This is a genomic window from Thermogemmatispora onikobensis, from assembly GCF_001748285.1.
Classification (GTDB): domain Bacteria; phylum Chloroflexota; class Ktedonobacteria; order Ktedonobacterales; family Ktedonobacteraceae; genus Thermogemmatispora; species Thermogemmatispora onikobensis.
The window spans coordinates 1-24,663 of the sequence record NZ_BDGT01000052.1 but is presented as its reverse complement, the minus strand read 5'-3'; the positions used below and the strand labels follow the sequence as shown (position 1 = coordinate 24,663).

Sequence of the window (24,663 nt, the reverse complement as noted above, 5' to 3'; positions counted from 1 at the left end):
TGTAGTTATGAGAAATAAAACGAGAGGCTCCCGAAGTGCAACGAGGCAGGAAGCGGAGCTCACTCTATGATACAATGAAGTCAGCCGTCAAGCAAGCGTTCTTCCGTCGCAGGGAGCGAGCGACCGGAGAACAACTGTTAACTTTAAATATCTAAACAGTAGTAGAGGAAGAAGTCGGTAAAAGTAGTACTTGATGTTAAGAGTATAACCATGCCAGAGCGAGTCATCTATCTTGACCATGCGGCCACGACCGCCCTTGACCCGCGGGTATTGGAGGCCATGCTGCCCTATCTCACCAGCGAGTATGGCAACGCCAGCAGCATTTACACCCTGGGGCGGCGGGCCATGCAAGCCATTGACGGGGCGCGCGAAGAGATTGCCGCCATACTCAACTGCCGGCCCACCGAGATTGTGTTTACCGGCTGTGGTTCAGAGAGCGACAATCTGGCCATCAAAGGCGTTGCCCTGGCCGCGCGGAACAAAGGCAAGCACATCATCACCTCGGCCATCGAGCATCATGCCGTCCTGCACACCTGCCACTATCTAGAGCGTTTCGGCTTCAACGTCACCTACCTACCGGTGGACGAGCACGGACTGGTTGATCCCGATGCTGTGGCGCGGGCCATAACCGATGAGACCGTGCTCGTCTCCATCATGTATGCCAACAACGAGATCGGCACCGTCGAACCAGTGGAAGAGATCGGGCGCCTCTGTCGGCAGCGCAAGGTCCCCTTCCACATTGACGCTGTCCAGGCTGGTGGGGCCTTGCCGCTCGACGTCAAAGCGCTCAACGCAGACCTGCTCTCGCTCTCGGCCCACAAATTCTACGGGCCCAAGGGTGTAGGCATCCTGTATGTGCGCCAGGGCGTACGGCTTCTACCGCAGCAGCAAGGAGGTTCACAGGAGCGTGGGCGGCGGGCTGGCACCGAGAACGTCGCCGGCATCGTAGGGGCGGCCACGGCTCTGCGTCTGGCCTACGAAGAGCTGGAGCAGGTCCAGCCGCGGCTACGGGCCCTGCGTGATCGCCTGATCGACGGCGTCCTGAGCCGTATCCCGCGCAGCCGCCTGACTGGCCATCCGACGCAGCGCCTGGCCAACAATGCCAGCTTCTGCTTTGAGGGGGTCGAGGGTGAATCAATCCTGCTCAACCTTGACCTGCTCAACATTGCCGCCTCGACCGGTTCGGCCTGCACCTCTGGCTCGGTTGAACCCTCGCATGTCCTTGTCGCGCTCGGTCTGCCGCCCGAGTGGGCGCGCGGTAGTCTGCGCCTGACCCTTGGCAAAGACAACTGCGAAGAAGACGTCGACACCGTTCTCACCGTCCTGCCGGGCATCGTTGAGAAACTGCGCAGTCTGGCCACCTGAGCATGAGCGCTGGCGGGCGAGTCTGACGAAGCCCGGCCAGCGGTTGACGAAGCACAACCGCCAGAGGGGGGTGCCGCTGGTGAGTGAGGGACAATGACGAGGGGGCCCCTGACCATCTGGGGTCAGGGCTGAGGTGAGGCGTTGTCTCCTCGGCCTGTTTATGCTACAGTGGAAACAGCAGAGGCGACAGGACGCTCACAGCGAAGGCACCTGCGGGATCATCCGCCTGGCAGATGATCCTGGCAGAGAGTGAGCAAGCAACCGCGGGCGTTGCTTGCCAGTTCTGGCCTCCATGTGTGCACAAGAAGGGATAGGCAGCTTGTCATGGACATACTCAAACGCGAAGCGCTCTCACAGCGAGTGCGGGCCGTCAAACCCTCCGGCATTCGCAAATTCTTCGACATCATCAACAGCATGCCGGATGTGATCTCGCTCGGGGTAGGCGAGCCTGATTTTGTGACGCCGGAACATATTCGCCAGGCGGGCATTGAAGCCCTGAGACGTGGAGAGACGCACTACACGTCGAACTATGGAACCCTTGAATTGCGCGAAGAGATCGCTGCGATGTTGCAGCGTCGCTACGGTCTGCACTATGAGCCGCAGAGAGAGATCCTGATCACTGTAGGCGTCAGCGAAGGGGTCGATCTGGCGATGCGGGCACTGGTTGATCCGGGCGATGAGGTGATCTCGCTCGACCCTGGCTACGTCGCCTACGAGGCGGATATTCTCTTTGCCGGAGGCGTGGTCGTCCCGGTTCCGACCTATGCGCGCTACGACTTTGCCGTCCGTGCCGCTGAGATCGCGCCTCTGATCACGCCGCGCACCAAAGTCATTCTCCTCGGTAATCCCAACAACCCAACGGGGGCCGTCATCCCGCGAGCCGAGCTGGAAGGGATCGCCCATCTGGCCCTGGAGCATGACCTGTACATAGTGGTCGATGAAGTCTACAGTCGCCTGGTCTACGACACGGAGCATGTCTGCGTGGCAGCGCTGCCGGGCATGCGTGAGCGCACCATCCTGCTCGACGGCTTTTCCAAAGCCTATGCGATGACCGGCTGGCGCGTCGGCTATGTGGCGGCTCCGGCCACCCTGCTTGAGGCCATGCTCAAAGTCCATCAGTACGCCATTATGTGCGCCAGCACCGTTGCCCAGGTCGCGGCCCTGGAAGCCCTGCGTCACGGCGAAGAAGACGTACGCGCCATGCATGCCGAGTACGCACGGCGGCGCCGGATGTTTGTCGACGGCCTCAACCGCATTGGCCTGCCGACCTGTGAGCCGCGGGGGGCCTTCTACGCTTTTCCCTGTGTGGCCCAGACCGGTATGAGTGACGAGGAATTTGCCGAAAAGCTCCTGCTAGAGGAGCGCGTCGCCGTCGTACCCGGTAGTTCCTTTGGGGCCTGTGGAGCTGGCTATGTGCGCTGTGCCTACTGCGCCGCTTATGATCAGCTAGAAGAGGCGCTACGGCGTATGGAGCGCTTCCTGAAACGTCACCAGTAGGGGTGCGGTCGGTACGACCGTGCCCCTCCTTTTTGGCCTTCTGCTTGTCACCTTCCGCGCTGTCCGAGGACTAGGAAGAGCGCAGTCCCCCAAGCGTCGGTCTGCCAGTCTCTGTAAAATTTTGATGACCCGCCAGGTTGCATGGATGTCCTCCTAAGAAGATCTGGAGATCTCTGGCTTTGGATCGGGGAAGAGAAGCAGGACTGTGCTGGTGGGAACTCATGGGGCACAGTGAAGGGGCCGTAGCGACCACTGAAGGCCCGGGCCGCTATAGCCGCGCTGGCGGGGGAACCCTAGTGCGGCGCGAATAAAAGAGAAGAGCGGGCCAGCTAGCCCAAGCAGAAGGCCAAAAAGAGAGTGGGCCCACCTGGATTCGAACCAGGGACCAACCGGGTGAAGCCGACAACCAGAGCCTACGCGCCATCTGTGAACGCTCAGTCGCATGACTGGAGATTGTCAGACGGCAAAGCGCAGAGCACAGTCATCCCTTCCCGAACCGTGCGTGCGCCTTTCGACGCACACGGCTCTCCAGGCGCTCTCTCGCCACAGACTGTGGTTGGGGAGCCACCGTCATGGCCAACAAGAGCACCCTGTGCCCCTTCCCCGTGTATCGGGCATTACCCCGATCATTTGAGTACTATGGGCACTCCGTCACCAGAGGACACAGGAGCAATCGCGCTGGTAGCCAGCCTGGCAGTGGCGCAGCTCTGACCCTCACCGGGGGAGTGCGTTGCCGACGGAAGTAGCCTTACAGCGCAGCGAGCGCTCTGTGTCCTGGAAGGTGATCCCGCAGTTCCCTACCTGCCTCGGTCCGTACGTAGGTGCCCTTACGATGTGCCGGGCTGCCAGCCATCAGCCCGATGGGACCCTTGACGACCCTCATAACCACGGTCGTCAAATCGGGCAACGTGCGCGATCCTGCCATCGCACGGGTAGTTGAGCGGCACATCTCGGGTTCGGAAGTCCCTCCTCACCATATACGGCCTCGCTGCACGGAGCGGGGTAAGCAGTTTCCCCCGAGCCGTACTTTTCTGGCCATGCTGCTGTCCCCTAACCCTTTCGGGATCAGGTCAGGCCAGGCTTTAACCACAGGGGTCCCAGTGGTGCTGCACTACGCAGCAGAGACAGGTAGAGCACAGCGGCGCACTTATGAGCCGGCTGCTCTAACCGCTGAGCTATGGGCCCTTGCGTCCATTATTGTAACATACTCGGGATTCGCTGGGAAGAGGGAGAAGCCAGAAAAGTCAACCAGGCCCCGCGACATTTGGTTCAGCGTGGTGCTGGATCGATACATCGTACGGTCCACATTGTGCTATAATATCGACAGTGTAGAGCACAGCCCAAGGCTGGCTTCCTGTGCCTGCTCCTGTTCCTGGGAAGAAAGAAGGAAGGAGCGGGGGGGGCAAGCAAGCCAGTCAGCGACGAGTGCAGTGGCGGATTCAGCAGTAAGCAGCAGCAGCATCGTGAACACAGGAGCCGTGCCATCGGCAAAGCACCCTGTTTTGAGTGCAAGGCAGTCGAGCAGACGCAGACCGGAGCGAGAGCAGAGAGCGACCGCTGTTAGTCGCGGGCACTCTGTGGAATCCCGGGAGCGCTTTTTAAGGCCGCGCCATTTCTGTGCACAGGGCGCGGTTGAATTTTTAGAGGGGGCATTCAATGGAGAATGAAGTGACGATTCGGATTGGTGGCGAGTCGGGCGAAGGAACCATCTCGGGCGGCGACATCCTGGCGCTCGCCTCCGCGCGCTGGGGCTATCACGTCTTCACCTTCCGCACCTTTCCGGCGGAGATCCTGGGCGGTCCCTGCATGTTCCAGGTGCGTATCAGCGATCGCCCAGTGAGATCGATGGGGGACTATGCGGACGTTCTGATCTGTCTGAACAAAGAGGCCTACGACCGTAATATTGGCGACCTGCGCCGGGGGGGAGTACTGGTTTATGATCCCGGCGATTTCACGCCTGAGAGCGACGACTTCATCACCTATGCCGTGCCCTTCAACGAGCTAGCGCGCAAGGAAGTGCAGCTCTTTCAGACCAAGAACATGGTCATGCTGGGGGCCATAGCGGGCCTCTTCGGGCCACCGCTGGAGGCGCTACTCCAGGTAGTCGAGTCCCGTCTGTCCAAATCTCGCAAGGCCAATCCCGTCTTGATGGAGAAGAATCGCCTGGCGCTAGACATCGCCTACCGCTATGTCCGTGAGAAGATCGAGAAGCGGGACCCTTACCAGCTTGGCCCTGTAGAGAAGGCCGATCGGGTCGTCCTCAACGGCAACCAGGCGGTCGTAGCGGGCGCCCTGGCGGCGGGCTGCGGCTTCTTCGCAGGTTATCCGATTACGCCGGCCAGCGATATCATGGAAGCCCTGGCCAAGGAGCTGCCCCAGGTAGGGGGGACCTTCCTGCAGGCGGAGGACGAGATGGCGGCGCTGGCGGCGGTCTTGGGGGCTTCTTTCGGCGGTGTGCGCGCCATGACCGCCACCTCTGGTCCAGGCTTCTCTCTGATGACCGAACTGATCGGCCTGGCCTCGATGGCTGAGCTACCAGCGGTCATTGTCGATGCCCAGCGCGCCGGCCCCAGCACGGGCATGCCTACCAAGATGGAGCAGGCCGACCTCAGCTTTGCCCTCTACGGCGGCCACGGCGACACCCCGCGCCTGATCGTGGCGCCGGCCAATGTCGCTGACTGTTACACCTTGATGGGTCTGGCCTTCAACATGGCTGACCGCTACCAGATGCCGGTCATCTTCCTCACCGATCAGTCGCTGACAGCCCGCGTCGAGAGCGTCGACCGCAGCGTCTTTCAGCCCTTCACCATCGAGGGCCGCCTTGAGTATGGCAAGGCGGCTGGCAACGGCGCCAATGGCGCGAATGGGGCCAGCCGCAATGGCAAGCACGAAGCCGCGACGGCCCTGGCGGCCAGCTTCGCTCGCTATGCCTATACCGCCAGCGGCATCTCTCCTATGACCGTCCCCGGCCCTGGGGCGATTCCCTACTCGGCAACTGGCCTGGAGCATAACGAGCATGGTCACCCGGACTATGAACCGGAAGACCACACGGCCATGATGCAGAAACGCTTTCGCAAGCTGGAGACAGCGGCCCAGGAGCTACCGCAGCCGGAGCCGTATGGGGACAGCAACGCCGAGATCGGACTGATCGGCTGGGGATCAACAGAGGGGGCCATTCAGGAGGCAGTTGATCGCGCCCGGGCCAAGGGCTACAAGGTGGCCTCGCTGCACTTGCGCATTCTCTCGCCGTTGCCCGACCGCGCCCTGCGCAACTTCATCAGCTCGGTCAAGACAGTCATCGTGCCTGAGTGCAATTACTCGGGCCAGTTGGCCAACCTGCTTGGGGCCAGGTATGGCCTGCAGCCGATTCGTGTCAATAAATTCGGGGGCATTCCCTTCACCGCGGGCGAGATCCTGCGGGCCATTGAGGAGGTTTGTTAGCCGTGGTTCAGTCAACCACTCCAACGCTCACGCTCAAGGACTACAAGAGCGAGGTTAAGCCGACCTGGTGTCCGGGTTGCGGCGATTTTGGTGTGCTCAACGCGACGCTGCGCAGCATGGCCGCCCTCAAGCTGCCGGTCGATCAGACGGTGGTTGTCTCGGGTATTGGCTGCTCCAGCCGCTTCCCCCATTTTATTCGCACCTTCGGCTTCCATAGCGTCCATGGGCGCGCCCTCCCGGTCGCCCAGGGCCTGAAGATGGCCCGCCCTGACCTGACGGTGATTGCCGTGGGGGGCGATGGCGACTTCTTCAGCATCGGCGTGGGCCATCTGGTGCATGCCGCCCTGCGCAATATCGATATTACAGCCATCGTGATGGATAACGAGACCTATGGCCTGACTAAAGGGCAGACCTCGCCTACCTCGCCACATGGCCACAAGACGAAGTCGTCGCCCTATGGCCTGCTGGCCTCGCAGTTCAATCCGGTCGCGACCGCTCTCTCGCTGAACGTGAGCTTCGTGGCCCGCGGTTACTCCGCTCGCCCCAAGGAGCTGGCGGCCCTCATCGAACAGGCTACCCTGCATCGAGGTTTCTCCTTTGTGCATGTGCTTAGCCCCTGCCCAACCTTCTATAATACCTTCGATGCCTGGGATGCCGCTGTCGCGCCGCTGCCGGAGGACCATGATCCGAGCAACCGGCTCAAGGCTCTGGAGTATGCCCTCGACAGCGAGAAGCAGTACATCGGCCTCTTTTACCGCGAGGAGCGGCCAACAATGGAAAGCGTGGCCCGTGAGGTCGTTGAACCTCGCGAGTTCCGCATCGAGGAATACATTCGACGCTACGCTTAGCCGTGTCTCCTCTCGCTCCGCCAGTGCTCGCCTGCCTGCCTTTCTGCTTGCTTGCTTGCTTGCTTGTCTCTCCCCCACCCATCGGCAGCGCGAGGGCGAGGCACAGCGCGGCAGCTCAGGAGACGAACAGCGCGGAGAAAGATGGCCAGAGGACGCGCCGGCTCAAGTCCTGCCAGGCGCGTCCTCTTTCTTTGCAATCTTCTGAAGGTGAGGGGGGAGCGAGGAGCAAACGAAAGCCCCGCGGAGAAGTGACAGGCCCTTCCTTCCCTGCCTGCGTGACGGCGGGCTGTGGTTGCAGTAAAAGATGGGCAAGACAGACTGGGCCGGGCCAGGCGAGAGCAAGCCAGGCTTACCTGGATGGCGCTGGGATTGGCCTGAGTGAGCGGCTCGTTCGCTAGCGCGCGCTCAGACCAAACTGACCGGGAAACTGCAGCGAGTTCAGGACTGCCTGGATAAACTTCTCACCACAGGGGCGACAGAAGAGGCCGCCGTCGTTATGGTAGAGGCCGCCAATGGCCGTGAGCTGCCGCTCCGCCGGCTCACCGCACCATTCACAGCGGCTGCCCCTGGGGGCCGAATCGCTAGAGACGGGCTGATGAAACTCATTCTTTGACATCGCTTGTCCTCCTGGACCGTGTCGGGCAGACACGTCACTGCTACGCATCGTTTCTGGCATGAAGGGGAAAAGATGACAAGAAGCAGTAGGTTCGGACTGAAACAAAAGGAACGGACCCGTATCGGTGATCAGTGGCATGTGGTGAACAGGGCCGGGGAAGCCGCCAGGATGGGCATCGCAGGAGCCGCCACGGAGGCCACCACGGTACCAGGGCTACCACAACGAGCGAGCGATCGATACCACAGTGATACGGAGCCGGTCAACGACGATACGCACTGTGCGTCATTGCCCGAGCGCTGGAGCGGCTTTGCTCAGCTTGCTGGCAAGGAAAACGGTTCATACGCTGCCTGACGCCTCGCCTCTGCCAGGAACAAGTGGAACCGAGAGATCCTTGTAGTTAGAAACTACTATACCACAAAATATCGCCAGGCGCCAGCCTCCCTGCTAGCCTGCTCTCAGCCTGACCGCCCGGCGCTGACTGACCTGCTCGCTTACCCCTACGGTGGGGCCTGAAAGAGCAACCCCGTCAGGTCTGCGGCGGCTGCTCTTCTTCAAGAGCTGGAAAGCGCGAAGAGAGACGATCACCGATAATCCAGCCCACTCCCCCCAGCACTACCGTCAGGCCGAACCAGATGATCAGGTCCACATTGATATCTACGTTAAAGCTGGCCGCCAAAACCGCCGCAAGAATCAGGCCGATCGTTAGCCCGAGCGTCGTCCCCACTAAGCAGCCAGGATGAGCGAGATTGCGACCCCGTAGCTTGTTCAACATCTTCCGTCTCTACGCCTACCGATCTTTTGCAATCTTTTGATAGTCTGTTGATACTTTCCTCATAGCTGTCTGGTAACTTCTCCGATGATAGCGCGTGACAGGCACAGCGTCAAGGGTTCAGGTCCTGGCCGGCTCGCTGGCTGGGCCTGCTCTGCTCTAGCGGCCCTAGGGTTGACAAGATGCGATCCTCTACAGTAGTATAGTAACAACAGATGTACTCGACATTGTTGATAGACAAAATCAACAAAGCGGACAGCGTAAAGGGTGGGGCGGAAGAACAAAGCGTGCGTGCGGCGATGGTGCCAGAGGGGACCGGACCGAGCCGGCCTGGCCAGGCGTTGGTTCGGTCCTCTTTGTGCCCACGCTGGAGGCGCTGCCCGCAGTGGCCCGCCTGGGCCTATCGTGACCGGTCATCATGACATCATGTTCACAATGGCCTTGCCCGAGAGAGACCTGGCTGAGCAGGGCCAGAAAGGGAGAGAAGCGCGGTTATGAACCTTCTCGTCAGCTGCATCTCAACCAAGCACTCGACTCTCAAAAAGCATTGGGCCGATACGGGCCAGCAGCTTGCCTGTCCGTTGACTGTGCGTGGCAGTCTGCAGAAGCCCAACGAGGACCTGGGGGGACTGCTCAGTCTGGTTGTTGATGGGAAGATTGAGCGCACACTGCCGCTCAGCATGGCGGCGGGCATGGTTCCCTCCGATGAGGGAGTGCTGGTTACCACCGCCACCAGTATTCACGAAGTCGATCCGCTGTTGCGCGAGCTGCGCCGTGATGTGATCTCGCTGCCCCTCTTCAACGCCTTGCATTCCATCTCGCGCAGCGCGCGCGGCTATCTGGTAGCCAGCACCGGTCTTGACCTCGTGGTAGAGGTCAGCCGCGAAGGTGAGGTTCTGTGGCAGTGGTGGGCCACTGATCACGGCTTCGCCCATACTCCTACTGGGGCCCTGCGGCAGCTTGACAAAGCGCGTGACCATCGTCAGGAGAAATACGGCACTCTCAGCCAGACCACTCATGTCAACTCCGTCGCGGAGCATCCCACGGGGATCATTCTGGCCTCACTCTTCCATCAAGGGATGGTGATCGCCATTGATCGCGAGAGCGGTGCATGGCAGCCAGTGCTGGAGGGGCTGGATCATCCTCACTCTGTGCGCATCCTGGATGCCGAGCACTTCACTGTGGCCGATACCGTTGGCGGGCGGGCGCTGTTGGCCCGGCTGACTCATCCCAGCAGCAGAGCTAGCATCGAGGCCGTCGTTGATGCTGATACCGACTGGCTCCAGGACTGCAGCTATGAACCGCGCTCGCAGACCTGGGTCTTGGTTGATGGGAAGCGGTCGCGTGTCGTCCTGCGCGCGGGCAACAGCGGTACCGCCGAGTTGACCACCATCCAGTTCGATCCTGAGTGGCGTCTCTACGAAGCCCTTGTGCTACAAGAGGTCGCGCGCGAGTCTCAGCCATCGCTTACAGGGGCCAGCACTCAAGCGTAAGAGGGTGCCCTGGCCGTCGGCCCCAGCGCAGTCTTTCCTGGTCAGCAAGCAGGGACAGCCATCACTCAGAAGCAAGAACCCAGAGAACAAGAAGAAGAAAAAAGGAGAGAGCAGAGGCTCATGACAACGAATGGCAATAGCGGCTTTACGCTCTGGTTTACCGGTCTCTCTGGCGCAGGCAAGAGCACCCTGGCCCGCGCGGTCGAGCAGCGCTTACGGGCGCGTGGGCGCAACGTCGAGGTGCTGGATGGCGACGAGGTACGCACCCATCTGAGCAAGGGTCTGGGTTTCAGTCGCGAGGACCGCGATACCAACATTAAGCGCATTGCCTTTGTCTGCAAGCTGCTGACGCGCAACGGCGTGATCTGTATTTCAGCGGCCATTTCCCCCTATCGCGAAGCACGCGAATGGGCGCGGCGCGAGATCGGGCGCTTTGTCGAGATCTACGTCAGATGTCCGCTGGAGGTCTGCCGTGCGCGCGACGTCAAGGGTCTCTATCGTCTCGTCGACGAAGGCAAGATCAAAAACTTCACCGGGGTTGATGATCCCTACGAAGAGCCGGAGCAGCCCGAGCTGATCATTGAAACGGACCGTGAGGCGCCGGAGCAGAGCGTGGCGCGCATCTTTGCCCGCCTGGTCGAGCTGGGCTATCTGGAGCCAGAGTTTGCAGAGGAGGTGGTCCCGGTGGGCCACTCTGGCGAGAGCCTGGCCTCCTAAGCCAGGCTGGGCAAGCAGCACTATGCCTGGTGCCTGGCCCGGCCTGCTCCACCGGAGTGCAGGAGCACAGATGGAAGCGGCTCCGGGTCGGGCTGACGGGCGGTCCAGGGAGAGAGCGATGACCCATCGTGAGAGCGTACCAGTAGAGAGCAAGCAGCAGGAGAAAAACGGCAGATGTCAGAAGATGGATTGATTGCCCCTCATGGGGGCGAGCTAGTCATCAACCTGGTTGACGAGAGCGAGAGGCAAGAGCTAAGTGAGCGGGCGCGCCGCCTGCCACAGGTGCCCGTCGGGACCCGCGAGCTGGCGGACCTGGAGATGCTCGCTGTGGGGGCCTACAGTCCCCTGCGTGGCTTTATGACGCGGACCGACTACGAGAGTGTTGTCGAAGAGATGCACCTTAGCAACGGCCTTCCCTGGACCATTCCCATTACCCTGGCTACCGACCCGGAGCGGGCTGCTCCTCTCAAGGAAGGCGGCGAGGTGGCCCTCGTTGATGCGCGCGGTCTGCCGCAGGCGATACTGACGCTTGAAGAAAAGTATCGCTATGACAAGCAGCGCGAGGCGCGGCGGGTCTATCGCACCGATGACGAGGCGCATCCCGGCGTCAAAGCCCTCTACCAGCAGGGCGACGTTCTCCTTGGTGGGCGCGTACGTATCCTGACGTTGCCAGAGCAGACCTTTGCCGCTTATCGCTACACACCGCAGCAGGCGCGGCGCCTTTTTCAAGAGCGTGGCTGGCGGCGCGTCGTCGGTTTTCAGACGCGCAATCCCGTCCATCGGGCCCATGAATATATTCAGAAATGCGCCCTCGAGATCGTCGATGGCCTCTATCTGCACCCCCTGGTCGGCGTCACCAAAGACGATGACATTCCCGCCACTGTGCGCATGCGTTGCTACGAGGTGCTACTAGAGCACTACTATCCTGCCGACCGTGTCATTCTCGGTGTGCTCCCGGCGGCCATGCGCTACGCTGGACCACGTGAGGCGATCTTTCACGCTATTCTACGCAAGAACTACGGCTGTTCTCACTTCATTGTAGGGCGTGACCATGCCGGCGTCGGCAACTATTATGGGACCTACGATGCCCATCACATCTTTGCCGAATTTGATGCAAAGCTGCTCGGCATCACGCCGCTCTTCTTTGACCATACCTTCTATTGCCGTGCCTGTGAGGGCATGGCCTCGACCAAAACCTGTCCTCATGACAGCAGCCAGCATGTTATTCTCAGCGGCACGAAAGTGCGCCAGATGCTGCGTGCTGGCCAGATGCCCCCCCACGAATTCACGCGGCCCGAAGTGGCGCGCATTCTGATCGAGGCCATGCGCGAGCGGAGCGAGGAAGGCGCCAACCGCTAGCCTGCAGGCCGGCGCCTGACAAGGAGGTGATCGCGCGGAGCAAGCGATCAGGAGCAAGGAGACGGAGGAAAGAGAGAGATGTTAGCAGCGAGATCTAACTCGGACGCAAACCGCAGGCTGCCATCGCTGCGACGCTTTCTGACGCTAGAGATGGCTGTCCACGGTGCCGGCCTCATTCTGGTCGAGCTGGCGCTGGCCACCGGTGGCTACACTGCAGCTGGCCTCTGGCTTCTTGCGCGGCTGACAGAGCGGCATCCGGTCCTCTCCCATTACCTGGTGCTGGGCGGCGTCGGCTTTTTCCTGGGGGTGGCTCTGAACGAGCTGACGCTCCTGCTGTATGCGCTCCTCATTGTGGTTCAGCGCCGGCGACGCGGTCAAGCTCCACTGGAGCAACCAGGAGGTCAGCAGGTGTTGCTGCAGCTTGCCCTCCTCTCGCTGCTTCCTCTGGCTCTGCCTCTTCTCATCTTCTGCCAGGAGGGGCAGCGGGCCGCTCAGTCCGCTGCCAGGTTGATCGGTAGAGAAGACAAAGCGACAACCCTACAAGAGATCCCTGGGGCGCCGGGGGCTGGATCTTGCTGACGGGCAGCGGGTTGTCTCTCTGTCAGGACAGGGCATTCAGCCAGCAGAGTCCAGAGTATCCGTGGTATCGAGCGTTGGTTGAGTTACCTGTGTGGGAGGTATATTGATGGATTTTCGCATATCGCTTGCAGGGCTGATGGTCGGGTTCCTCATCGGCCTGACCGGCATGGGGGGAGGCTCGCTTCTGGCCCCCATCATGATCCTGCTCTTCCGTATTCCCCCGTTATGGGCTGTGACCTCGGACGTGACCTACTCGGCCATCACCAAGGGCTTTGGCACCATCATCCATGCGCGTCAGCGTCAGATCGACTTTCGCGCCGCCCTCTGGCTCGCCTGTGGAAGTGTGCCAGCCATTCTCGTCAGCGTCTTGCTTGTGCAATACATTCGCGCCCACTACGGTCATCTAATCAATACCATTCTGCTCCATGCCATTGGGTACACGCTGGTGCTGGTTGCTGTCCTTTTGCTGGCGCGGCCCTATCTTTTGCGCTATGCCGAGCGGAGAGCGCGCGAGCGCAAAAAGGCGGCCATAGAGGCCGGGCAAGGAGAAGGGAAGAGCGAAGAAGCGGAAGGTCATCCATCCTGGTATCGGCGGGTGCTCCTGATCCTGGCGGGGGCCTTTGTTGGCTTCCTGGTAGGGCTTACCTCTGTTGGCAGCGGTACCCTGATTATCGTCACCCTGGCCTTCTTGTATCCCGAATTGGGACCAAAGAAGCTTGTTGGTACCGACATCTTCCAGGCGTTTCTCCTCCTCCTGGCCGGCATGGTGGGCTATCTGAGCTCCGGCTCGATTAACTGGGAGATCGTCGGCCTGCTCCTGCTCGGCTCTCTGCCTGGCGTCTACCTTGGCAGCAAGCTCAGTAAATTTATCCCTGATCAACTGCTCAACCCTGTCCTGGCCATTGTCCTGGCCGTCTCAGGTTTAAAGCTAATCTAACAAAAGCGAGCAGCGCGGACAAAGTGGACAGTGGCCCTCCTACAGACGACCTCACAGGGAGAGGTCGCTCGGGAGAGGGAGGCCAGAGCAACCGTAGCGCCTCCCTCTCTCCCTTGCGGTCGATCTTGTTTTTGGCCTGATAGCCCCCCTGACTGGGCCTCGCCCTCGCCAGCAGGGCAGCCCTCTTCCTCTTCTCTCTTTGCTTCTCCTGCTTGAGAAGGGATCTGACAGGCAAGCCAGCGCGCTGCCACTCTTCCTCCAGGCTGGCAGTAGAAGGCAGTCGTTGAGATTGGCAGGGCGAGCATTACCAGATGCACACAATCTGGGCGAAAGCAAGAGAATGGAGTACAATACATCATAGCTTGCATACGTAGCAAATATCCATCTCTTGCCAACGGGAGGCAACATGAAAGCCGCAGTCTTTCACCAGACCGGTGGCCTGGAGGTCCTGCAAATCGAAGAAGTACCCTATCCGGTGCCTGGTCCCCAGGACGTCATTGTCAAAGTTCGGGCCTGCGGAGTGAATCATCTTGATTTGCACTCACGCCGTGGGAGAACCAGGGTAGCCCCGATGCCCCATATTTGTGGTTCAGAGATCGCTGGCGAGATTGACGCCCTGGGGGACGCCGTTAGCGGGCTGAGCGTAGGCCAGCGGGTGGCAGTGGCGCCATACCTCTTCTGTGGCCGCTGCGAGTATTGTCGCTCGGGCGAGGAAGTGCTCTGCCTCAACAGCGATATCATTGGTCTGGCCAGTCAAGGAGGCTTTGCGGAATACGTGCGTGTGCCCGCCTCCAGCATTGTTCCTTTGCCAGAGGGCCTCGACTTCGTCTCCGCCGCGGCGGTGACCCTTTCGACCATCACCGCCTGGCATATGCTCACCAGCCGGGCCCCGCTGCAGCCGGGCCAGGATGTGCTCGTCCAGGCAGCTGGCAGCGGCGTTGGCAGCGCGGCCATTCAGATCGCCAAGCTCTGCGGTGCGCGGGTCATTGCCACTGCCAGCTCAGACGAGAAACTGGAGCGAGCGCGAGCTTTGGGAGCCGACGAGGTCATCAACTATCGGACGGCGGACCTGGTGCAGGAGATCCGACGCCTGACCAACAAGCGGGGCGTCGATGTTATCGTCGATCACATTGGCAGAGATACCTGGCAGCAAGACATCGCCTGCCTCGCGCGCAAGGGGCGCCTGGTGACCTGCGGCTCAACCAGCGGCGATGTGGCCGAAACCAATGTCTGGTTGCTTTTCATTAAAGAGATTGCTCTCATCGGTTCCTATGGAGGCACACGCCACGACCTGGCCGAAGTTCTCAAGCTCGTGGCGCGTGGTCAGCTCAAACCGGTGGTGCATGGCACCTATCCCCTGAGCGCCATCGCCGAAGCCCTGCGTCTCATGGAGGAACGCCAGCAATTTGGCAAACTCGTCATCCTTCCCAACGATTGAGGAAGGGGTCGCAGCAGGGTGCCACAAGCGCGAGCGAGGGCAGTGAGCGATCAGAACCTCACCGGCCCAAAGAACAGAAAAGAACAGAGAGGTACGCAAGCCGAGCAGAAGGGAGCAGTGTCATGACACAGACAACCGGCGAGGCGAGCAGCCGCCCCATCGAAATCGTTGATCAGCCAGAGGAGGAGCAGCAGGACCAGCGGCTAACCATCATCCTGGTCCTGGCCGTCACGGTGATCAGTGCCCTGATCACCTTCCTCATTGTGCGCCGCCTGCTGGGCGAGCACGAGAGCTAAGGGAAGCTCCTTGCCGACCAGCCAGCCGATTGGGCGCCGGCCAGCGTGAACCCGCGGAGGGAGCCTGTCCAGAGGCACGGTGAGCGAGCGGACAGCCAGCTTGTTCTTTCTGGCTGGCTGGGCTGCCCGCTCTGGCTCACGCTTCACGCTCAGTGAAGGGAGGCGAGGCGAGGCGTCTTGAGGTGGAGTGGACAGCGTCCGGCTCTGGCCTGGCTCAGAAATCCTCATAGCCATGTTCCAGCAAAGGGCGCAGCTCACTCCCTGTTGAAAGGCCGAGAATGCGCGGGGCGCGTACCAGGCGCAGGTGGCCGCGGGCCTGGATCAGGTAGACGATCGCCTCGGGCCGATAGTAGCGGCGGGCGATCAGCGCATCGAGGTCCTCCCAAGGCTGATAGCGACCGCCGGGCAGCTCGATCAGCTGAATGACGCCCTCCCAGGGGCGGGGACCGACGTACTCGAAATAGACGCGCGTCCCGACTGCGTAGGCCGGGCGAGGGAGGCGCTCGGGTTCCACCTGGGGTGGCCAGTCACAGGGCTGAAGGCCGCGGAACGGCTGCCAGCCCTGCGCTTCCGGCAGCCAGCGCAGCGTTGGGAGAATCAGCTCCTCGCTCACTGAGCGCTGCGTCCTCCATCCACAGCCAGCACCTGGCCGGTGATATAGCTCGCCGCCTCAGAAGCCAGGAAGAGTACCACCGGAGCCAGCTCGCCCGGCTGCCCAATGCGGCCCATTGGCGTAGTACTCGCAATATAGCTCTCAGCCCGTTCCAGTATGGCCTCCGTCATCCGGGTGCGGAACATCCCGGGCGCCACCGCATTGACGCGCACCCCGCGCCCGCTCCACTCCACGGCCAGAGAGCGCGTCAGATTGATCACCGCGGCCTTGCTGGCGTTATAGCCCACCGTTCGTAGCTGCTCGCCGCTCAGGCCCGCAATCGAAGCCACATTGATGATCGAGCCTTTTTGGCGCTCCAGCATATGGCGCCCGACTGCCTGAGACATCAGGAACGTTCCCGTCACATTGGTCTCCAGCACCTGGCGCCAGCGCTCCAGGGGCATCTCCTCGGCGGGCGCGCCCCAGGTTTGGCCGGCGTTATTGACCAGCACATCGATTTTCCCATAGAGGGCCAGACTCTGGCGGACCAGGGCCTCGACGGCCTCGGCCTCGGCCACATTACAGAGCTGAGCGGAGACCGTGATCCCCTGTTCCTTCAGATGGCGCTCCGCCTCCGCGAGCCACTGCTCGCGACGAGCCGTAATGATCACCGTTGCGCCGGCCTGACCGAAAGCCTCAGCGATCTCCAGGCCGAGACCGCGGGAACCACCGGTAATCAGCGCCACCTCACCGCTAAAGTCGAAGCGAACCTGTCCCATAGAGCCTCCTCGTCATACGAACTGCGTACTGACTGGCCTGGCTGCTTTTCCTCTCGCTTGCCTCTGCCCACGAGGGCGAGCACTCACAAGTGGCCAGCCAGCCGGAGAGAGCAGGGCCAGTCGAGTGGGACGGGCCGGCCAGGAAGACAGGCGAGCGACGAGCCAATGGAAGATAGGCGAGACGAGCGCTGTTCGCGCCGTCTGTCTGTCTGTCTGTCTGTCTGTCTGTCTGCCTGCCTGCCGGAAATAGCAAAGCGCGGACGGCCCGACCTCTTTCGCCGCCCGCGCCACTCTGGTGCTGTATGGTGAGAGAGCAAGCGAGCCAAGACGACAGCGGACCGGGCCAGAGAGCCAGCGGCCAGGAGCGGCGGCGATAGCAGAGCGCTCAGCCTCTTGGGCTAAGGGCTGCCTGCCGACTGATCAAGCTGCTTCTCGCCTCATCTTGCTCACGCACTCATTGCTGAGAGGCGCTCAAAGCTCCTCCAGCGCCTCTGTCGGAGATTCATCTGCGTGGCCATCCTCCAGTGGCTCGGCCTCGCCACCGCGGAACGACAGCATATTGCTGCGAATCTGCTCTTCCAGAGCCTGGGCCACATCCGTATTCTGGCGAAGGAACTCCTTCGCATTCTCGCGACCCTGACCGAGGCGGATATCGCCCACAGTGAACCAGGCGCCGCTCTTCTTCACCAGGCCCATCTCCAGGCCCAGATCGAGCAGGCCACCCTCGCGAGAAATACCCTCGCTATACATAATATCGAACTCAGCCACCTTAAAGGGAGGGGCCACCTTATTCTTCACCACGCGCACCCGGGTACGGCGACCGATTACTTCCTGGCCGACCTTAATCGTATCCGTTGAACGGATATCCAGGCGGACCGAAGCATAGAACTTCAGCGCGCGGCCACCGGAAGTGGTTTCCGGGTTACCGAACATCACGCCCACCTTTTCGCGCAGCTGGTTCGTAAAGATGATCGCGGCGTTCGAATTTGTGATAGCCGATGTCAGCTTACGCATGGCCTGGCTCATCAGGCGGGCCTGGAGGCCGACATGGGAATCGCCCATCTCGCCCTCGATCTCGGCGCGGGGAGTCAAAGCGGCCACCGAATCCACCACCACCACATCCACGGCTCCACTGCGCACCAGGGCGTCGAGAATCTCCAGGGCCTGCTCGCCCGAATCCGGCTGAGAGATCAACAGATTCGTGATATCCACCCCGCAGCGAGCGGCGTAGGCTGGATCGAGCGAATGCTCCGCATCGATAAAAGCCGCATAGCCGCCGGCGCGCTGAGCGTTGGCGATGATATGCAAGCAGAGCGTTGTCTTTCCCGAGGACTCCGGGCCATAGATCTCTGTAATGCGACCGCGAGGCACGCCGCCCACACCGATTGCCAGATCGAGGGCGATTGATCCCGTTGGGATCGCCTCCACCTGAGCGTGAGCCGCCTCGCCCAGGCGCATAATGGCCCCTTTCCCGAAGCGACGCTCGATCTGCTGGACGGCCTGTTCAAGCGCGCGCTCCCGCTCACTGGCCGGGGCGCTACTATTCGTGCCCGAAGCGATGCTCATCTTCTCTTTCCTGGTCATCATAGTGCCACCTTTCGTGCTATATCCAACCACAAGCGGCCCGATGCCCCTGCCAAGTGAGAGGTAAACGCGGGCAGCATCGGATGACCTCCTGCTGTTCTCGCTCTCACAGAATATCTTCCCTCGTGAGGGTCAGAAAGCGGAAGAGGCGGCTTCCACCCCTCTTCGCTCTGAGTGATCTCTCCTGCTGTGCTGCTCTTATGCCTGTTCGCCGCTGGTCCCTGGTGGCGTCGGCTGATTCTGACTCATGCCAGGTTCTGGCGAGCTAGAATAGAAGGAGCAAGATCAGCATGAGTGTAGAACATCTGTCAAAGAAAGTCAACAAGCGAGCGGAACGGAAGACATTGGCAGGCTTCAGGCGCCGAGATCGAGGCGTCCCTCAATGGAGCGGCGCAGGGTACCCTCATCGGCATATTCCAGGTCGCCGCCGATAGGCAAGCCGCGGGCCAGGCTCGTGATCTTCAATTGGCGTGGGGCCAATTCTGGCTTTAGCTCTTTCAGGCGAGAGACCAGGTAATTGGCCGTGTACTCGCCTTCGAAGTTGGGATTGGTGGCCAGCACGACCTCGTGAATCTCCTCGTGTCTGATGCGTTCGAGCAACTCTTTGATGCGCAGATTATCAGGCCCGATGCCTTCCAGGGGAGAGAGCGCGCCATGCAGCACGTGGTAGAGACCTTTGTAGGCCCCGGTGCGTTCCAGGGCCAGGACATCCAGCGGCTCCTCAACCACGCAGACCAGCTGGCGATCGCGCTGAGGATCTTCACAGATGCTGCAGGGATCGTGCTCCGTGATATTGAAGCAGCGCGAGCAGTAAATGATGCTCTCCTTGACACGCAAAATGGCCTCGGCCAGTCGGCGCGCCTGATCGGCTGGGCTGCGCAGCACATAAAAGGTCAGGCGCTGTGCGGTCTTGATGCCGATGCCCGGCAGCTTCGAGAACTCCTCGATGAGGGCCGCAACAGGGGGAGCCAGCTCGCTCATAGTCTAGAACAATCCCGGAATCTTGATGCCGCCTGTGATCGAGCTGACCATCTTCTGTTGCGCCTCAGCCACTTTGCTGAAGGCATCCCTGGCTGCCGACAGCAGCATCCCCTCTAGCTCGCCGATGTCTTCAGGATTGACCGCCTCGGGATCGATTTTGATGGCGGTGATCTCGTAGTTGCCTTTCATGGTGACTGTGACTGCACCGCCTCCTGCGCTCCCGTTAAACTGACTCTGCTCTAGTTCCTCCTGCAATTTTTGCAGGCGCTGCTGAGCCTTCATGATTTCTCGCATGTTCATAAGAGAAGCTCCTCACTCGCTTTTTTCAATGTCGATGTCGATGATCTCCGCGTTGAAGGTCTTGATGACCTCCTGCACCCGTGGATCGCTGCTTGCCTTCGCTCGCAATCCCGCCGGCGGAGGCAAAGCGCCATTGCTCTGGGGGTGGGGCGCGCTGGTCGCCGGGGTTGCACGCTCAGGTCGGTTCTCGGCGACGGCAGGAGCGCGCCTGGGAGCAGGAGGCGCGGGTGGCTGGGCCGCTGGCTCCGCGTACTCGATAGAGACTGCTTCTGCCTCGGGTCTGCCACCTCCTCTTTCATTTTCTGTCACCGTGCCGTTTCTGGCAAGGGGGGGGAAGTCTGGGGCCTCGGGGCCACTTGCCTTTAACTGAGGCTCTTCTGTTCCCGTCTCTGAAGTCTCCACTCCCTGCCCCTGGGGGGAGTTGGTACTGGCTGAGGTCGCGGGATCACGACGCAGCACAGAGCGTCCGAAGAGGGGCGAGCCTGCTGGTTGGCCTGGAGGCAAGAGGCGCACCAGGCATTTGATGCCAAATTCCAGCTCGAGAGCCTGCTCTACCGGCTTATGGCGATTGCCCTGGTTGAGAAAATCAAAGTGTGGTTGATGCTCGGCCTGAATGACCACTATTGGCGGACCACCATGCTGCTCGACATCCACCACGTGGAAGTCCTGGAGGCAGGAGGCGGCTTTGTGATTTTTCTGGCTCACGCGGCGCCGAATCGTTTCCCAGGACTGCTGCACCTGCTGCAGCGTCAGCGTCCCTCCGCTGGTTGAGGCTGCGGCTGAGGAGGCCCCGGAGAGCGGGCGAGCGCCGGAGCCTGGACGGCTGGCGGTGGTGGCTGAGGCTGGCGCAGAGGCAGGTGTTGCCGTTCCCATTGGGGCGGCTGTTCCTATAGTACTGCTAGCGGCAGGCGAAGGGGGGAGAGCGGCCTCGGGGCGGGGGCGTCCGCTGCCCGCTGTCGTTGAGCGCGAGGGGGGCAAGAATGGCCGCAAGGGGCTGGCCTCGCCGTGTTGTTCCTCCTCGCTGCGTCCTGAAGGAGAGGACGGTGGCGCTGGGCGTGTACTGGGAGAGGGAGCAGGCGACATGGCGCTGGGCCCGGCGGGGCCAGTGGCTGACGGCAGGGTCTCACCCATCTGAGCGCGGCGGCGCAGCTCCAGGCATTCCAGGAAAGCCAGTTCCAGGGCCAATTGAGGTGTTCCCAGGCCCCTCTGAAGCAGCTCGTTCTGGGCGCAGATGCGGGCAAAGCCTGTCAATTCCTCCAGGGAGAAATGGCGGGCCAGCTCCTGGATCTGGCGGATCTCTTCATCGCTGCGATCCAGAATCTCGGCCAGGGAGGCCCCGGCGCGGGCCAGCATGAGAGCGCGCCAGTACTCCACCAACTGGGCGTTGACCTGGCGCAGGTCGGCCCCATCCTCGGCCAGCTGGTGGATCAGATGGAGACCTGTGGCGCTCTCATCTGCCGCCACTGCCTGCACCAGCTTCTCGATAGCCTGCGGGTCGGCCACGCCCAGCATCGCCTGCACCTGAGCCAGCGTGACCCGCTCTCCCGAGTAAGCGATTGCCTGATCCAGCAGGCTGAGGGCATCGCGCATCCCGCCGGCGGCGGCGCGCGCGATCAGTTCAGCGGCTCCCTTCTCCAGCGTCACCCCTTCCTGGTTGGCGATGTAGTGCAAGTGGTTCACAATTTGGCGGGTCGTGAAGCGCTTGAAATAGAAGCACTGGCAGCGCGAGATTACCGTGGCTGGCATCTTATGCATATCGGTGGTGGCCAGCACGAAGATTGCATGCTCCGGCGGCTCCTCCAGGGTCTTCAGCAGGGCATTGAAGGCCTCGGTAGTCAGCATATGGGCCTCGTCGAGAACATAGACCTTGTACCTGCCGGAGGTAGGGCGGACCATGACCTTCTCGCGCAGCTCGCGGATGTTATCGATGCCGCGATTTGAGGCAGCGTCGATCTCAATCACATCGAAGGAGGTTCCGGCGGTAATCTCGCGGCACTGCTGGCACTCATTGCAAGGCTCGCCGTTGCGAGGATGCTGGCAATTGATGGTTTTCGCGAGCAGGCGGGCGGTAGTTGTTTTGCCGGTGCCGCGCGGACCGGTAAACAGGTAGGCGTGGGCCAGCTTGCCGCTGCTGAGGGCGTGTTTCAGCGTCTCGACAACGGCCTCCTGGCCAACCATCTGCTCGAAGGTCTGGGAACGCCACTTGCGATAAAGCGCCTGTGAACTCATATGCAGTATCCTCGTGCGGATCGTCCCCTCTGCAACCGACCTCTCAGCCTGCCGCTCCGGGCATACTTCTCACAAATTCCAGCAAGAACGGGTCTGGCCTAGCTATTCGGGCCTGGTGGTGCTGGTGCTGGTCCAGATCAAAGCAAAGAACCAGCCAGGTGGACCTGCACGTCATGTCACGTCGCGCCGACAAGGGCAACGTGCCGCGGGGCGGTAGAGGTTGGGCCGTCGGGCGAAGGACAGAACGGATGCGCGTGTGAGGCAGACGGAAGTGCCAGACAGACAGAAAACCGGCCTTCGCCCGGCCCTGCCGCTCAGCGCAATCAGGCAACCCTGCGACACCCAGAGAGGTCCATTTACCGTTGCTTCCTCACGGACCTGGCGGGGTTCACAGACATCTGCCGCGCAGGACCCAATTGCGCCGAGCGGCAGGGCGGGGAGAAAACCGGTCTGTTCCGCTCGTTCTCTCTTGCAGGATCTGCCTTCGCGGACCAGGACTTATTGTACACCTGTCCCAGGTCTCTTGTCAAGATTGATGCTGGGTTACGCAAGCGTCCCTCTTTCGGAAAATGCTGGAGGCGCGGAGACAGTTACGTCCGCGCCTGGCGCAGTACGCGCAATTTTCCAGCGCCGTTCAGGCGGCAGTCTACAGCGCCTTGCTGGGAGAGCGTCACCCTGCCGAGGCTATCACCCAATTGGGGCAGCAGCTCCACGCCCTGCCAGGCTAGAGGGCCGGGCTGCCATAGATGGGAGAGGGACCCGAATCGGAGGCGGGCGGAGCGCGGCCTGCCTTCTCCCCGGACTGCAGCCGGTCGGGTCGACAGGGGGCAGGTGCTCCGCGTAGCCTCAGAATTAGAGATACTTCTCGATCAGCAGGCGATATTTTTCGCGCACCGCCTCGGGGATCACGGCGCGGTCGGTAATGATAGCCGCAGCCAGCGCCTGGGAGCAATCGCAGCTCACCATGCTGCGGTCGGCAGGGATCTTGCTGACCAGGCGGCGCAAAATGCGCTGAGCATTCGTCACATTGGCGTTCAAATTCTGTACCACCAGCTCCACCGAGACCGACTCTTCACTCTCATGCCAGCAATCGTAGTCGGTCACACAGGCCAGGGTCGCATAGCACAGCTCGGCCTCGCGGGCCAGCTTGGCCTCGGGCAGGGCTGTCATGCCGATAATGTCCATGCCCCAGCTGCGGTAAGCCAGAGACTCCGCCTTCGTTGAGAAGAGCGGCCCCTCGATGCAGACATAGGTCCCACCCTCGTGTACGCGCACATCGCCGAGTTCGCGGGCGGTCTCCAGCAGGAGCCGGCTCAGAGTGGGACAGAACGGCTCAGCGAAGGTGCAATGAACCACCAGGCCGCCTTCGAAGAAGGAGTTCACACGGCTCTTCGTGCGATCAAAGAGCTGGTTGGGCACGACCAGGTCGCGCGGGGCAATGTGCTCGCGCAAGCTGCCGACGGCGCTCACCGAGATGACCCATTGCACACCCAGGCTCTTCAAGGCCCAAATATTAGCGCGCACCGGGATCTCGGTAGGGCTGAGGCGATGGCCTCGTCCATGGCGCGGCAGGAAGGCCACCGGTACCCCTTCCAGCTTGCCGATGGTGATCACATCGCTGGGGGGGCCAAAGGGTGTCTCTACCGCCACTTCCTCCAGATCGGTCATCCCCTCCATGCGGTACAGTCCGCTGCCGCCAATCACCCCAATGGTTGCCTGTGGTGGCATAGCGATCGCATTCCTCCTTGCTGGCAGAAATCATCAAGTCGGGTGTGGGCCTCGCAGCACAGCCTTGGCAGCGCTGCGAGGCCCACCTGCTTCGAGCATTCTCAAGACTGGACTGAAGAAGAAGAAGGCGAAGTAATGCGCAGATAGCGCAGCTTGCCAACTTTGAGTACGGCGCCCTCACTGGGAGGCACCATGAAATCGGGCGTCTCGATCTTTTGGACCTCGCTGGTAGCGCCGTGGGGGAAGAAGCTCACGCCTCCCTGCTGGATCAGGCGACGGGCCTCGTTGCGGCTGGGAACGAGCCTGGCCTCCACCAGGAGGGTGACAATATTGACCGGCTCCGTCAGCGGATAGAGAGGCATCTCCTCTGGGAGCTGTCGCTGGGAGAACTGGCGAATAAAAGCTTCCTCCGCTGCCTGAGCGGCCTCGGAACCGTGGAACTCGCTCACGATTTCACGAGCCATGCGGCGCTTGACCACCATTGGGTTAAGTGTCCCCTCGGCCATCTTGCGGCTCATCTCTTCCAGCTCCTCGTCGGGGACATCGGTCAGCGTCTCAAAGTAGCTTCTCATCGCGTGATCGGGCAGCGACATCAGCTTGCCGTACATATCGTTGGGTGGGGCCGTCAGGGCAATATAGTTATTCAGCGATTTGCCCATCTTCAGTTGGCCATCCAGCCCCACGATCAGTTGCACCGTGAGAATCTGCTGCGGTGGCTGACCAAAGATTGGCTGCAGCTCTCGCCCCACCAGCAAATTAAAGGTCTGATCGGTACCGCCGATCTCCACATCGGCACGCAGTGCCACTGAATCGTAGCCCTGCAAGAGTGGATACATCAATTCTGACAGATAGATCTCGATGCCGCTGTGGAAACGCTTGGCAAAATCGTCGCGGGCCAGCATCTGTGCCACTGTCTTGTAGCTGAGCAGGCGCATGACATCGGCCAGGGTGAACTGATCAAACCATTCGCTCTGCCAGCGTACCTCGGTCTGCTCGCGATCAACGATGCGATAGAACTGGTCGAGATAAGTAGCGGCATTGGCCTTGACCTGCTCGGCGCTCAGTGGCTTGCGCGCATTCTCTCGTCCGCTTGGATCGCCCAGGCGCGCCGTCCA

Annotated in this window: 22 protein-coding genes and 1 other RNA gene; 12 read left to right on the top strand and 11 right to left on the bottom strand. The window is 61.3% G+C overall.

The window, feature by feature from the left end; all coding sequences use genetic code 11:
• Positions 1-210 precede the first annotated feature (210 nt).
• The 4 genes from nifS to BGC09_RS18255 all read left to right on the top strand — a co-directional run bounded on the left by nifS (position 211) and on the right by BGC09_RS18255 (position 7,151).
• Positions 211-1,365, top strand: coding sequence for a cysteine desulfurase NifS (nifS, locus tag BGC09_RS18270; RefSeq protein WP_069805670.1), 1,155 nt, complete (start codon positions 211-213; stop codon positions 1,363-1,365).
• A gap of 324 nt (positions 1,366-1,689) precedes the next feature.
• Positions 1,690-2,862, top strand: a complete 1,173-nt coding sequence (locus BGC09_RS18265; RefSeq protein WP_069805669.1) for an aminotransferase class I/II-fold pyridoxal phosphate-dependent enzyme — start codon at positions 1,690-1,692, stop codon at positions 2,860-2,862.
• A 1,656-nt stretch (positions 2,863-4,518) separates the two neighbouring features.
• Positions 4,519-6,303, top strand: a complete 1,785-nt coding sequence (locus BGC09_RS18260; protein ID WP_069805668.1) for a 2-oxoacid:acceptor oxidoreductase subunit alpha — start codon at positions 4,519-4,521, stop codon at positions 6,301-6,303.
• Between the two features lie 2 nt (positions 6,304-6,305).
• Positions 6,306-7,151, top strand: coding sequence for a 2-oxoacid:ferredoxin oxidoreductase subunit beta (locus tag BGC09_RS18255; protein ID WP_218104098.1), 846 nt, complete (start codon positions 6,306-6,308; stop codon positions 7,149-7,151).
• Between the two features lie 394 nt (positions 7,152-7,545).
• Here the strand turns inward: BGC09_RS18255 and BGC09_RS18250 are convergent, their stop codons facing one another.
• The gene (locus tag BGC09_RS18250) at positions 7,546-7,767 is read right to left on the bottom strand and encodes a hypothetical protein (protein WP_052889787.1); all 222 of its coding nucleotides are present in this window, start codon (positions 7,765-7,767) and stop codon (positions 7,546-7,548) included.
• 72 nt (positions 7,768-7,839) lie between these two features.
• Between BGC09_RS18250 and BGC09_RS22620 the strand changes: the two genes are divergently transcribed.
• Positions 7,840-8,118 (top strand): hypothetical protein, encoded by a 279-nt coding sequence (locus BGC09_RS22620; protein ID WP_141727852.1) that lies wholly within the window; start codon positions 7,840-7,842, stop codon positions 8,116-8,118.
• Between the two features lie 175 nt (positions 8,119-8,293).
• Here the strand turns inward: BGC09_RS22620 and BGC09_RS18245 are convergent, their stop codons facing one another.
• Positions 8,294-8,539 (bottom strand): hypothetical protein, encoded by a 246-nt coding sequence (locus BGC09_RS18245; RefSeq protein WP_069805666.1) that lies wholly within the window; start codon positions 8,537-8,539, stop codon positions 8,294-8,296.
• A gap of 491 nt (positions 8,540-9,030) precedes the next feature.
• Between BGC09_RS18245 and BGC09_RS18240 the strand changes: the two genes are divergently transcribed.
• The 7 genes from BGC09_RS18240 to BGC09_RS22985 all read left to right on the top strand — a co-directional run bounded on the left by BGC09_RS18240 (position 9,031) and on the right by BGC09_RS22985 (position 15,355).
• On the top strand, positions 9,031-10,029 hold the full coding sequence (locus BGC09_RS18240; RefSeq protein WP_069805665.1) for a hypothetical protein: 999 nt from the start codon (positions 9,031-9,033) through the stop codon (positions 10,027-10,029).
• 120 nt (positions 10,030-10,149) lie between these two features.
• Complete coding sequence (gene cysC / locus BGC09_RS18235) at positions 10,150-10,746, top strand: adenylyl-sulfate kinase (RefSeq protein ID WP_069805664.1); 597 nt, start codon at positions 10,150-10,152, stop codon at positions 10,744-10,746.
• Positions 10,747-10,920: 174 nt separating this feature from the next.
• Positions 10,921-12,105 (top strand): sulfate adenylyltransferase, encoded by a 1,185-nt coding sequence (sat, locus tag BGC09_RS18230; RefSeq protein WP_069805663.1) that lies wholly within the window; start codon positions 10,921-10,923, stop codon positions 12,103-12,105.
• Between the two features lie 78 nt (positions 12,106-12,183).
• Positions 12,184-12,684, top strand: coding sequence for a hypothetical protein (locus tag BGC09_RS18225; protein WP_069805662.1), 501 nt, complete (start codon positions 12,184-12,186; stop codon positions 12,682-12,684).
• Positions 12,685-12,790: 106 nt separating this feature from the next.
• Entirely contained in the window at positions 12,791-13,621 is an 831-nt protein-coding gene (locus tag BGC09_RS18220; RefSeq protein WP_069805661.1) for a sulfite exporter TauE/SafE family protein, read from the top strand.
• Between the two features lie 406 nt (positions 13,622-14,027).
• Entirely contained in the window at positions 14,028-15,059 is a 1,032-nt protein-coding gene (locus tag BGC09_RS18215) for a zinc-binding dehydrogenase (protein WP_069805660.1), read from the top strand.
• 122 nt (positions 15,060-15,181) lie between these two features.
• The gene (locus BGC09_RS22985) at positions 15,182-15,355 is read left to right on the top strand and encodes a hypothetical protein (protein ID WP_156025419.1); all 174 of its coding nucleotides are present in this window, start codon (positions 15,182-15,184) and stop codon (positions 15,353-15,355) included.
• 214 nt (positions 15,356-15,569) lie between these two features.
• Here BGC09_RS22985 and BGC09_RS18210 read toward each other — a convergent pair whose 3' ends face one another.
• The 9 genes from BGC09_RS18210 to tyrS form a co-directional block, all read right to left on the bottom strand.
• Entirely contained in the window at positions 15,570-15,968 is a 399-nt protein-coding gene (locus BGC09_RS18210) for a hypothetical protein (protein WP_069805659.1), read from the bottom strand.
• Complete coding sequence (locus BGC09_RS18205) at positions 15,965-16,726, bottom strand: glucose 1-dehydrogenase (protein ID WP_069805658.1); 762 nt, start codon at positions 16,724-16,726, stop codon at positions 15,965-15,967. Before BGC09_RS18205 ends, BGC09_RS18210 begins: the two co-directional genes overlap by 4 nt.
• A 471-nt stretch (positions 16,727-17,197) precedes the next feature.
• On the bottom strand, positions 17,198-18,310 hold the full coding sequence (gene recA, locus BGC09_RS18200; protein WP_369695698.1) for a recombinase RecA: 1,113 nt from the start codon (positions 18,308-18,310) through the stop codon (positions 17,198-17,200).
• A 354-nt stretch (positions 18,311-18,664) separates the two neighbouring features.
• A complete protein-coding gene (gene recR / locus BGC09_RS18195; RefSeq protein WP_069805656.1) occupies positions 18,665-19,291 on the bottom strand; it encodes a recombination mediator RecR in 627 nt (208 codons plus the stop codon).
• 3 nt (positions 19,292-19,294) lie between these two features.
• Positions 19,295-19,591 (bottom strand): YbaB/EbfC family nucleoid-associated protein, encoded by a 297-nt coding sequence (locus BGC09_RS18190; RefSeq protein ID WP_069805655.1) that lies wholly within the window; start codon positions 19,589-19,591, stop codon positions 19,295-19,297.
• Positions 19,592-19,603: 12 nt separating this feature from the next.
• A complete protein-coding gene (gene dnaX / locus BGC09_RS18185) occupies positions 19,604-21,820 on the bottom strand; it encodes a DNA polymerase III subunit gamma/tau (protein ID WP_069805654.1) in 2,217 nt (738 codons plus the stop codon).
• A gap of 318 nt (positions 21,821-22,138) precedes the next feature.
• Positions 22,139-22,238: signal recognition particle sRNA small type (gene ffs / locus BGC09_RS18180), an RNA gene on the bottom strand.
• A gap of 434 nt (positions 22,239-22,672) precedes the next feature.
• The gene (gene mtnP, locus BGC09_RS18175) at positions 22,673-23,548 is read right to left on the bottom strand and encodes an S-methyl-5'-thioadenosine phosphorylase (protein ID WP_069805653.1); all 876 of its coding nucleotides are present in this window, start codon (positions 23,546-23,548) and stop codon (positions 22,673-22,675) included.
• Positions 23,549-23,649: 101 nt separating this feature from the next.
• On the bottom strand, positions 23,650-24,663 hold a 1,014-nt coding region (gene tyrS / locus BGC09_RS18170; RefSeq protein WP_069805652.1), incomplete at its 5' end, for a tyrosine--tRNA ligase.